The sequence below is a fragment of the Neptunomonas sp. genome, from assembly GCF_041601355.1.
Taxonomy (GTDB): Bacteria; Pseudomonadota; Gammaproteobacteria; order Pseudomonadales; family Balneatricaceae; genus Neptunomonas.
Window position 1 is genome coordinate 1 of sequence record NZ_JBFIIH010000125.1, and the last position, 11,139, is coordinate 11,139.

The window sequence follows — 11,139 nt, forward strand, 5'->3', positions numbered from 1 at the left end:
ACTGTACATATTCAAAAATTCTGGCAGATAATTTTTATCCCATTTTAACTGTTGTGGGATGTTAGCTTGCACAATATCGACCTGTTGAATGTGTCCGCTGCTTTGTGTCCAGTCTTTTGGCAGAATAAGTGCCAGACAGGGTAGGCTGATCAGCACTGCCAGCGCGATTCGTCGCGGTGTTCGACGTGCTTTTATCAGCTGAATAATTCCGATAGATAAGCACAGTACGATCAGTGATAACAACCAGACGCCGCCCAGCGGAGCCCAGAATTTGAAGGGTGAATCGATCAGAGCATAACCAAGGTAGAGCCACGGGAAGCCGGTTAAAAACCAGCTGCGAAGCCATTCAAATAGAATCCAGATACCGATAAAACCCGCCGCCGAAAAGTGTGATGATGAAAGCCATTTGGCATAGCACCAGCCTTGCAGGGCAAATGTCAGTGCCAGCCCCATGGCAAACGCCAGCGTCATAATGGAGGCAAGGGGAACGGAGGCATTGCCGTAGGTATGAATGCTGACATAGACCCATGAAACACCTGTACCAAAAAAACCTGTGCCAAAGCACCAACTGATCCAGGCCGCTTTGCGTGGTGATAGGTCTTGCAGGAGCAGGTAGAGAATGCCGGGGGTGATCAGAATCAGCAACCATAGGTCGAAAGGTGCAAATGCCAAGGGGGTCAGCGCGCCGCCGACAAGTGATATCAGGGCGCGGTATTTTGCAAAGGTTAACTGCTTCATGGACGGTGGCTTATAGTTTCCGTTTTACCTGCAGTAAGCGAATGCGCCGATTATCGGATGACAGTACTTTAAAGGTGAAGTCCTGTATTGTGACTTCTTCATCCTTGCGCGGCAGGTGTCCGAAACGATGCGTAACTATGCCGCCAATCGTATCAAACTCATCGTCAGGGAAGCTGGCATTGAAGTACTCGTTAAAGTCTTCGATCTCTGTGAGTGCTTTGACAATATAGGCGTTCTCATCAAATAAACGAATATTGCCTTCATTGTCGTCAAAGTCGTGCTCATCTTCGATTTCGCCGACAATCTGTTCGAGTACGTCTTCGATGGTAATGAGTCCGGCGATGCCGCCGTATTCGTCTATAACAATCGCCATGTGATTGCGGGTTGCACGGAACTCTTTCAGCAGGACATTTAGTCGTTTGCTTTCAGGAATGAAGGTTGCTTTACGCAGTTTGCTGTAAATATCAAACTCTTCTTCGCTGTTATCAATGATCAGAGGTAGCAGGTCTTTGGCGAGAAGCACGCCAATGACTTCATTAGAGTTCTCGCCCAGCACAGGAAAGCGAGAGTGTGCGGTAGAAATAATGAGTGGCAGGAACTCTTTGGGTGTTTGTTCGGCGTGAACAAATGTCATCTGGGATCGCGGGATCATCACATCCCGAACCTGCATTTCTGCCACCTGTATTGCGCCTTCAATGATGCTGAGGGCTTCTTGATCCAGCACACTCTCTTCTACCGCATCCCGTAATATGTTGAGTACTTCATCACGGGTTTTGGGTTCATCAGAAAATGCTTGGGCAAGACGCCCAAACCAACTTCGTGGTTGTCCCGATCGACCTTCGCTCATAATTTCTTTTTCACACTCCTTGCTGATAAGGGTCAGGTATATTTAAAGTCGCCAGTAGTGCAACCTCCAGCGTTTCCATCTGTTCTGCATCGGTATCATTTATATGATCGAAACCGATAAGATGCAAGGTCCCGTGTATTACCATATGTGCCCAATGGTGCATTACAGGCTTACCTTGTTCGCTGGCTTCCTGTGCAACAATGTCTGCGCAGATGGCCAGATCGCCGAGTAAATCCATTGGAATCCCTGCAGGGGCTTCGAATGGAAAAGAGAGTACGTTGGTGGGGGATTCTTTGCCGCGATAATCGCTATTCAACTGCTGGCTCTCTGTTGGCTCAACCAGGCGAATGCAGATTTCACCTGCAGTTTTACGACCCTCGAGTGCCAAAGCAACCCAGCGCTGGAAATCTTCATCTGAAGGGAGATCGGATCTTTCGACCTCACTCTGGACCTCTACGTAGAAGCTCATGCCCGGGCGCCTTTACTCTGACTTATATTCTGATCCAGGTTCTGACCTTTGTTCTGCTCTTGCTCCAGGTCGAAGCGGTCGTAAGCCTCAACGATATGTTGTACCAGCGGGTGGCGCACTACATCTTTAGACGAAAAATGAGTAAATCCAATACCTTTGACTCCATCAAGTACATGTATAGCATGTTTGAGACCCGACGGTGTGCCTTTGGGCAGATCGACCTGGGTAATGTCGCCTGTGATAACAGCGGTAGTGCCAAAGCCGATACGTGTCAGAAACATTTTCATCTGTTCGCGCGTTGTGTTCTGGCTTTCATCAAGGATTACAAAAGCACCATTGAGAGTACGGCCGCGCATATAGGCAAGCGGCGCTACTTCAATAATGTTGCGTTCCAGCATTTTGTCGACTTTTTCAAAGCCCAGCATTTCGTATAAAGCGTCATATAACGGGCGCAGATAAGGGTCGACTTTCTGCGATAAATCGCCGGGTAGAAAACCGAGTTTTTCGCCGGCTTCAACGGCAGGTCGTACCAGTAGAATACGTTCAATCTCTTCACGTTCGAGCGCTTCGACAGCACACGCAACGGCCAGATAGGTTTTTCCGGTGCCGGCCGGGCCGATACCAAAGTTGATATCGTGCTGAAGAATGGAGCGTACATATTTCTGTTGATTTGGCCCGCGAGGTCTTATCAGTGCTTTACGCGTGCGGATGCAGATATCGTCTTTCGGTAATTTATTACCGTTTCCGCTGCGCTGCTCAATGCCCGACTGTTGTAACAGAAGGTGAATCAGTTCGGCGGTAATGCTCGTTCCATCTATCGAGTCCTGATAGAGCTGTTTCAGCATTTCACTCGCCAACTGCGCGCGTTGCGGTTCGCCGGATACCTGGAACTCGTTACTGCGGCTATGTATCTCTACACCTAAGCGTGATTCAATCTGCTTGAGGTGTTGATTAAGCTGGCCGCAGAGGTTAGCCAGGGCTTCTGCATGAAAGGGCGTCAGTAGAAACTTAACGTCTTGGGTTGTTTGTGAGGTCATACCGGCGTTATTCAATCCGCAATGGGGTTAGTCAAGCTCAGAGCTGATAAGCTCACCAAGCAAGGAGTTCTGATAGGCATCCAGAATGCGTACATCGGCAAAATGGCCTATCAGATTGGGGTTGGCGCATTTGAAATTGACGACCCGGTTGTTTTCGGTGCGCCCTGATAGCAAGCCCGGATCTTTTCTGGAATAACGGTTTACCAGGATGCGCTGAGTTGAGCCGATCATGCGACGGCTGATCTGCATGGTTTGTTGAATAATTCGCGTTTGTAGAATCTGTAAACGCTCTTTTTTAGTTTCTTCGGTCACCGTATCGGGCAGGTCGGATGCGGGTGTGCCCGGGCGTCGGCTGTAGATGAAGCTGAACGAGTTATCAAAGCCGATCTCTTGGATCAGATTCATGGTCGCTTCAAAGTCTGCTTCTGTTTCGCCCGGAAAACCAATGATAAAATCAGATGACATGGTGAGTTGTGGGCGGACTTTCATCAGCTTTCTGATTTTTGATTTATATTCCAGGGCGGTATGGCCACGCTTCATCGCCATGAGAATGCGGTCAGATCCTGACTGAACGGGTAGATGAAGATGATTAACCAGTTCCGGAACATCAGCAAATGCCTGAATCAGTCTGTCGGTAAACTCAACCGGGTGCGATGTAGTAAAGCGAATACGATCAATCCCATCGACGCCGGCAACACTTCTGATCAGCTCAGCCAGGTCGGCAGTATCGCCATCATGGGTCGCGCCACGGTAGGCATTTACGTTCTGGCCTAATAGATTGACCTCTCTGACACCTTGTTCGGCCAGTTCAACGCACTCGGTAATGACGTCATCAAGTGGCCGGCTGACCTCTTCGCCGCGGGTATAGGGCACCACGCAGAAGGAGCAGTATTTACTGCAGCCTTCCATGACGGATACAAAGGCTTCAGCGCCATCGGCTTTAGGTGCAGGTAAAGAATCGAATTTTTCGATCTCAGGGAAGCTGATATCAACAATCCCTTTTTTCCCCTGATTGCTCAGATCAATCATTTCGGGTAAACGATGTAATGTTTGCGGTCCGAAAATCATATCAACGTAGGGTGCGCGGGTAAGGATGCTTTCTCCTTCCTGGCTGGCGACACAGCCCCCCACGCCAATCACCAGATCGGGGCGTGCAACCTTTAATTTGCGCCAGCGACCCAGTTGATGAAATACTTTCTCTTGCGCTTTTTCCCTGATAGAACAAGTGTTTAATAACAGGACATCGGCTTCTTCCGGATTATCGGTTAACTCCAATGCATGGCTTTCTCCGAGTAGGTCTGACATGCGCGCAGAATCGTACTCGTTCATTTGACAACCATGAGTTTTAATAAATAGCTTTTTCGCCATTACACACCTTGTTCGATCATTTACAAAAAGACCGGTCATTATACTGGATAGGGGCTGGTTTTAATAGTTTTTGGCGCGCTTGTTAATATCGGTTTTATCCCCATATAACAGTTAGAAATTAATAGCGGGTATGTGGAGTTAATAAAAGGGCTATGGCCGAAGAAGAGAATATCTATCGTGTCAAATTTGTAAATCAGGATCAGGTTTATGAGGTCTTCGTCAAACAAATTTTTCAAAGTGACATGTGGGGGTTTATTGAACTCGAAGAGTTTGTATTCGGGCAGCGTTCGGAGTTGTTGGTAGATCCGGGAGAAGAGAAGCTTAAGCAGGAGTTCGCTGAGGTTGAACGCAGCTATATTCCACTGCAATCTATTATTCGTATTGATGAAGTAAAGAAAGAGGGTGTCGCTAAAATCAGCCAGTCCAGAGGAAATGTTACTGCTTTTCCGGTTATGCCGCCGCCTGCCAAAAAATGATCCTCCGGGCAGTTACATCCTGCCCGGATTTTTATTATCCGCCTTTAACTGACAGCCCGGCTTCTAACGAACGCAGCTTCCTGAAGTGTGTTTAGTTAGCGTGTCGCCCTGTGCTACTTCTACGCTGCCATCACTGAAGACAATCTCAATCTGATCGATATCAATGCACTTAACACCCTTTTTGCTCCAGGTATTTTTCCATGAGTGGCCTTTGCTGTATTCGCCCGGATAGATAGGGCCTGCTACGCGAAGGTATGCGTTCTGATCACGGCTTTTCTTAGCGCGTATAACGTTACCATTTTCATCAAAGGCAGTGGTGCGAAACAGAACGTATTGGTATGTTCCTGAGGATATATTTGAAAAGTGAATGTAAGCTCCGGCACGGCCACGATGTTTCTCTGATTTAGGCTCTGCTAACTCTAAGGCGATCAGCGGTGGTGGTACATAGACCGGGGTTGGTGCGGGCGGTGCCTGGACTACTTTGTCGGAACTACAGGCGGCTAAAAGCGCCAGCGTAATAAGTAAAGATGAGCGTTTAATGAACTGCATACATAAATCCTGTGGCTAGGCTTGTTACAATTTCGGGTTGGTGAACACGTGTTTCATTGATGAGTTTCCCTGTATACACCCATGTATACGCTCATATATACACTTATAAGCTTAAGGGGAACTGATCACTCTTTCCTGAATTTAATCAGATTCCTTTAAGAATAGCAGTGTTTTTGAGGGGCGGCCTGGAATTTCTCTTGCGAGTTTAGGGACCAGATAGCCAGGAAGCTCTGCTTGAAGTAAAGTAATCAGTTTAATTGCGTCATTGTCGCTGACGTCAAAGTGTGCCGAACCATGGACGCGATCAAGAACAAACAGATAATAGGGTAATACCTTGTAATCAAAAAGTTTTTCGCTGAGTTCTTTGAGGCAGTCGACTGAGTTATTGATGCCTTTGAGCAGAACGGCCTGATTCAGTACAGTGACGTTGGCGTGTTGTAATTTTGCAATACCATCAGCAACCTGACAGTCGATTTCATTCGCATGATTGATGTGCAGCACACAGGCTATTTTGAGTCGGGATGATTTTAATATTTCGCACAGGTCGTCAGTAACCCGTTGCGGAATAACGACAGGCAGGCGACTATGAATTCTCAACCGCTTGATATGCGGAACCTTTTCAAGGTCGTTAATCATGTTCTTTAAGCGTTTATCGGGTGTTGCCAGCGGGTCGCCTCCGGAAAAAATCACTTCGGTGATGCTGGGGTCATTGTTCAGGTAAGATAAAACCTGTTGCCATTGCTGGTTACCCAGTTGATTCTCCTGATACGGAAAATGGCGTCTGAAACAGTACCGGCAATTGATGGCACAAGCGCCACTGAGAACAAGCAGAACCCGGCCTTTGTATTTATGAATCAGCCCGGGTGCAGGATTTGTGTCGCGTTCTTCCAGAGGATCGTTAGAATAGCCTGGATAACGCTCCATTTCGTATGTTTGCGGCAGAATCTGCAAGAGCAGCGGGTCTTGAGGGTTACCCTTCTCGATCCGGTTCAGATAAGGTGTGGGGACGCGAAGCGCAAAATCTTTGGCGGCTTCAGGGCATGCGTTAACGCTCTCATGGCTCAGGTTAACCCGCATTAGTAGTTCGTCAAGGCTACAAATAGACTGTCGAAGCGACGTTTGCCAGTCAGTTTCTAATAGAATAGGTGATATTTGGTTCATCGTAGCCATGGTCCGGAGTAATTCAATTTTGCTCGCATTCTCCTTTCAAGTAGAATGGGTGTCAATTTTGAGGTGAAACTTTTCTGGCTTGACTCTTTTAAAGAGAAACCTTTATAGAGAAATATTTTTAGTGAAATGTTTCTGGTGAATTTATCCTAGCTTAATTATTGATTAGAGAAAATTATGGCATATTCCGCGAACCAGTTAAAAAACGGCCTTAAAGTTATGCTTGAAGGTGATCCATGTACGATGCAGGATGTTGAGTTTGTTAAACCCGGTAAAGGTCAGGCGTTTACACGCGTAAAAATGCGTAATTTGATGACCGGTCGTGTTTGGGAGCGTACCTTCAAATCAAATGAGAGTGTTGAAGGTGCGGATGTAATGGACCGCGATATGGAGTATCTCTATTTCGATGGTGAGTTATATCATTTCATGGTGCCGGTTACATTTGAACAGTACGGCGCTGATGCCACAGCCGTTGGTGATGCGGCGAAATGGTTGAAAGAAAATGACGTATGTATGGTTACACTCTGGAATGACAATCCTATTGCCGTCACGGTAGGCAACTTTGTTGAGTTGGAAGTGACTGAAACAGATCCGGGTATAAAAGGCGATACAGCTCAGGGCGGATCGAAGCCGGCTACGCTGGCAACCGGTGCCGTGGTTAAGGTGCCTTTGTTTATTGAGCAGGGTGATATATTGAAAATTGATACGCGCAGCGGCGAATACGTTAGCCGCGCATAATTCTTTTAGTGTTTTAAGAAACGGCAGCTTCGGCTGCCGTTTTTAGTGGGGGAAGTATGTCTGAGTGGAAACCAACGACCAGCGTCGGAAATTTGCATAAAAGAGCCGCGATTTTCGCCGATATACGCCGCTACTTTGCCGGGCAGCAGGTACTTGAAGTTGATACAGCTGTGTTGTCTCAATGCGCTGTTAGTGATCCGTTTATCGACTCATTGGACGTTGCTTTTCGTGGTCATCCTGATGCGAGTGCAGAAATGTGCTATCTGCAAACCTCTCCTGAGTATGCCATGAAACGTTTGTTGGCTGCCGGAAGTGGCTCTATCTATCAGATGGGGAAAGTCTTTCGAAATGGCGAAGAGGGGCGTTATCATAATCCGGAATTCACTATGCTGGAGTGGTATCGTTTAGGCTTTGATGATAAAAGTCTGATGGATGATGTAGAGCGCCTTGTCCGTTTGGTATTGGGTATCGGGCCGATTCGCCGTTGTACCTATGCAGAAATTTTCATGGAGAAACTGGAGGTTGATCTTCAGGAGATCAGCACTGCTCAGCTAGCCGGTCTGATGCGACAGCACGTCGAAGTAAACATGGATCCGGATGATAGGGATGGCTGGCTGAATCTGCTGATGTCGCATGTGATTGAGCCTTTGCTGAAAGATGAAGCTGTTTTTATTACTGACTATCCTGCCAGCCAATCAGCATTGGCACGTATTAAAACGAATACTGATGGCCAACTGACGGCTTCCCGCTTTGAGTTGTTTGTTAACGGCATAGAGCTGGCAAATGGATATCATGAGTTGACCGATCCTACTGAACAGCAGCACAGGCTGGAGGCCGACCAGCGCAGTAGAAAACAATTAGGGTTGCCACAGCGCCCACTCGAGCAGCGCTTGGTTTCAGCGCTGGCCTACGGGCTGCCCGACTGTGCCGGTGTTGCATTAGGCGTCGACCGGCTAATTATGCTTGCATTGCAGGCGGGACACATCGAAGAGGTCATTCCTTTTACCTTTCGAAACGCCTGATGTACTTCCTTTATGCGCACGGAAGATGGTTAAGTAAAGCGTTTTTAATCCGCTTAACCGCTTCTTCCAGCATAGGTCTGGGACAGCCGAAATTTAGCCTCATATAGTTACTGTCACCAAAATCCCGGCCAGGAGACATGCCAACGCCTGCTTGTTCAAAAAAGTGGGCTGGATTCTCCAGTTTAGCGGCAGATACATCAATCCATGCCAGATAAGTTGCTTCGATCGGGTTGAGCTTCAGACCGGGGATCTGGTTGATCTCCTTTATCAGGTAATCTCTGTTGTCGCGTAAATAGTTAAGTTGTTTCTGATTCCAGGCATCGCCCGCCTGATAAGCGCCGATGGCGGCGGTATAGCCAAGTAAGTTGACATCAGGCACGATCCCCTTTCTGATGTTGATGAACTGCTTGCGCAGCTGTTCATCAGGGATAATGGCAAAAGAGCAGCCCAAACCTGCGATGTTGTAGGTTTTACTCGGTGCCATTAAGGTGATGGTGCGTGCGGCAATATCTGGATTAAGTGTTGCCAGAGGGATATGTACCAAGTCCGGTTGCAGAATCAGATCACAGTGAATCTCGTCAGAGCAGATAATCAGCTGATGCTTTTTGGCAATGTCTGCCAGTTGTTGTAGCTCCTCTTTGCGGTAAACAGTGCCGCCAGGATTGTGCGGGTTACAAAAAAGTATCAGGTGGGTGTCGGGGGTGATCGAATTCTCAAGCGCCTCAAGGTCGAGAATAAAGCGCGTTTGTACTTGCTTCATCGGTACCTGAATCACTCTGCGTTTTGATAAGTGAGGAGCTGAAACAAAGGGTGGGTAAATAGGTTGAGGTGCAATGATGTCGTCGCCTGCTTCACCAACCGTACGACAAGCCAGGTTAAGTCCACACACCAACCCTGGTAGCCAAACCAGCCAGTCGGTCTTGATCTCCCACTGGTATAAAGACTGCATTCGTTCAACGATTATCTGATTCAGCTCCGCGGGTGTATTAGTGTAGCCAAAAACACCATGATCGATGCGTTTCTGTAGTGCCTGAGTAACGCTGGGAGGTGCCATGAAGTCCGTATCGGCGACCCACATGGGCAGGATTTCTGTGTCCCGATAACGTTCCCACTTCAGGCTGGCGGTATCACGTCGGTCTATTAAGGTATCAAAATCTATGGGCGGCATCGTGGTTCCCTGCTTTATTCAGAAGTCGCTACAATAAGTACTTCGTTTGAAGTGCCATTTGTCGCGGTCGAAGGTTGCAAATCGTTAGCTTCAGGTTATAGTTATCGCTAATTCAAATCAATTCGGTTAGCGGCTGAGTATGCAATTCGTGCCTCCCTGTGTGATCTGCAAAACAGATATCAATCAAACGATATCTGCGTTTGCTGTCATGAGGCGTCTGCAGCTTTTTCGTCCACTGCTTAAGAGCAGTTAATATCGTGTTACCTTATCCCGGCAGGCTATCGGGCTTGGCCGATGTCTGCTGGTAAATACATTAAAATAATTCGTTTAATTCAATGTCTTTTTTCCCGCATTGAATAACTGATTGGAGCCCCTCCGATGAGCAGTACAAATCAAGTCATAATTTTTGATACAACATTACGAGATGGTGAGCAGAGCCCTGGTGCTTCAATGACCAAGGAGGAAAAGCTGCGTATTGCCAAGCAATTGGAAAAAATGCGGGTTGATGTAATCGAGGCTGGTTTTGCTATCGCTTCACCGGGTGATTTTGCCTCTATCAAAGCCATTGCTGATACGATAACCGGAAGCACTATCTGTTCTTTGTCGCGTGCTTTGGATGCTGATATTGATCGTGCCGGCGAAGCACTGAAAAATGCCGCCTCGGGTCGAATTCATACCTTTATCGCGACGTCGCCTATCCATATGAAGTATAAGCTGCAGATGACACCGGATCAGGTAGTCGAGCATGCAGTGCATGCGGTTAAGCGTGCACATAACCTGATCAGTGATGTAGAGTTTTCTCTGGAAGATGCCAGCCGTTCTGAACTGGATTTTATGTGTCGTATTATCGAGAAAGTCATTGATGCCGGTGCGCGTACCATCAATATACCTGACACGGTCGGTTATGCCATTCCCGAAGAGTTTGGCTATACCATCGGGCAGTTATTACAACGAATTCCGAATGCGGATAAAGCAGTTTTCTCGGTACATTGTCATAACGATCTAGGGCTGGCAGTGGCTAATTCGTTAGCAGCGGTGACGGCGGGTGCGCGTCAGGTCGAATGTACCATTAACGGGCTGGGTGAACGTGCCGGAAATGCGTCGCTGGAAGAGTTCGTCATGGCGATCCGTACCCGTAAAGATCTTTTGGGCTTAGACACCAATATTGATACGACGCAGATCGTACCTGCTTCGCGTTTGGTCTCCAGTATCACCGGCTTCCCGGTTCAGCCAAACAAAGCGATTGTTGGTGCTAATGCGTTTGCACATGAATCCGGCATTCATCAGGACGGTGTGCTGAAACATCGTGAAACTTACGAAATCATGACGGCTCAGGATGTGGGTTGGCAGACTAATCGGATGGTGATGGGTAAGCACTCCGGGCGTAACGCCTTCCGTTCACGCCTGGAAGAGTTGGGCACTAGTTTCAGCTCAGATACAGAACTCAACCATGCTTTTGCGCGCTTCAAAGAGCTTGCAGATAAGAAGCATGAGATCTTTGATGAAGATCTGGTTGCGCTGGTATCTGATGTGCGTGCGGCGGATGCGTATGAGAAATAT

General features: G+C 47.7%; 11 protein-coding genes and 1 pseudogene. 4 read left to right on the forward strand and 8 right to left on the reverse strand.

Annotated elements, in window-relative coordinates; translation table 11 throughout:
* From ABY436_RS16195 to miaB, 5 genes and pseudogenes are all read right to left on the reverse strand, one after another.
* Positions 1-738: pseudogene (locus ABY436_RS16195) on the reverse strand (apolipoprotein N-acyltransferase); the annotation flags it as partial.
* Between the two features lie 10 nt (positions 739-748).
* Positions 749-1,585: an HlyC/CorC family transporter gene (locus ABY436_RS16200; RefSeq protein ID WP_372739973.1), complete on the reverse strand. Its 837-nt coding sequence runs from the start codon at positions 1,583-1,585 to the stop codon at positions 749-751.
* Between the two features lie 10 nt (positions 1,586-1,595).
* A complete protein-coding gene (ybeY, locus tag ABY436_RS16205; protein WP_372739974.1) occupies positions 1,596-2,054 on the reverse strand; it encodes an rRNA maturation RNase YbeY in 459 nt (152 codons plus the stop codon).
* The gene (locus ABY436_RS16210) at positions 2,051-3,091 is read right to left on the reverse strand and encodes a PhoH family protein (RefSeq protein ID WP_372739975.1); all 1,041 of its coding nucleotides are present in this window, start codon (positions 3,089-3,091) and stop codon (positions 2,051-2,053) included. The genes ybeY and ABY436_RS16210 overlap by 4 nt, the downstream gene beginning before the upstream one ends.
* Positions 3,092-3,118: 27 nt before the next feature.
* Positions 3,119-4,459, reverse strand: a complete 1,341-nt coding sequence (gene miaB, locus ABY436_RS16215) for a tRNA (N6-isopentenyl adenosine(37)-C2)-methylthiotransferase MiaB (RefSeq protein ID WP_372739976.1) — start codon at positions 4,457-4,459, stop codon at positions 3,119-3,121.
* 152 nt (positions 4,460-4,611) lie between these two features.
* Here miaB and ABY436_RS16220 point away from each other — a divergent pair, with 152 nt between their 5' ends.
* Positions 4,612-4,935, forward strand: coding sequence for a DUF1820 family protein (locus ABY436_RS16220; protein WP_372739977.1), 324 nt, complete (start codon positions 4,612-4,614; stop codon positions 4,933-4,935).
* Positions 4,936-4,998: 63 nt separating this feature from the next.
* On the opposite strand, the gene ABY436_RS16225 is transcribed toward ABY436_RS16220, so the two are convergent.
* Complete coding sequence (locus tag ABY436_RS16225) at positions 4,999-5,484, reverse strand: hypothetical protein (RefSeq protein WP_372739978.1); 486 nt, start codon at positions 5,482-5,484, stop codon at positions 4,999-5,001.
* A gap of 141 nt (positions 5,485-5,625) precedes the next feature.
* Positions 5,626-6,645 (reverse strand): EF-P beta-lysylation protein EpmB, encoded by a 1,020-nt coding sequence (gene epmB, locus ABY436_RS16230; protein ID WP_372739979.1) that lies wholly within the window; start codon positions 6,643-6,645, stop codon positions 5,626-5,628.
* Positions 6,646-6,828: 183 nt separating this feature from the next.
* Here epmB and efp point away from each other — a divergent pair, with 183 nt between their 5' ends.
* Entirely contained in the window at positions 6,829-7,389 is a 561-nt protein-coding gene (gene efp, locus ABY436_RS16235; protein ID WP_232348864.1) for an elongation factor P, read from the forward strand.
* A 56-nt stretch (positions 7,390-7,445) separates the two neighbouring features.
* A complete protein-coding gene (gene epmA / locus ABY436_RS16240; protein ID WP_372739980.1) occupies positions 7,446-8,411 on the forward strand; it encodes an EF-P lysine aminoacylase EpmA in 966 nt (321 codons plus the stop codon).
* 10 nt (positions 8,412-8,421) lie between these two features.
* Here the strand turns inward: epmA and ABY436_RS16245 are convergent, their stop codons facing one another.
* Positions 8,422-9,579 carry a MalY/PatB family protein gene (locus ABY436_RS16245; protein WP_372739981.1) on the reverse strand — a complete coding sequence of 386 codons (1,158 nt, stop codon included), beginning with the start codon at positions 9,577-9,579 and terminating at the stop codon, positions 8,422-8,424.
* Between the two features lie 378 nt (positions 9,580-9,957).
* Between ABY436_RS16245 and ABY436_RS16250 the strand changes: the two genes are divergently transcribed.
* Positions 9,958-11,139, forward strand: a 1,182-nt coding sequence (locus tag ABY436_RS16250) for a 2-isopropylmalate synthase (RefSeq protein WP_372739982.1), incomplete at its 3' end; no start/stop codon positions are given.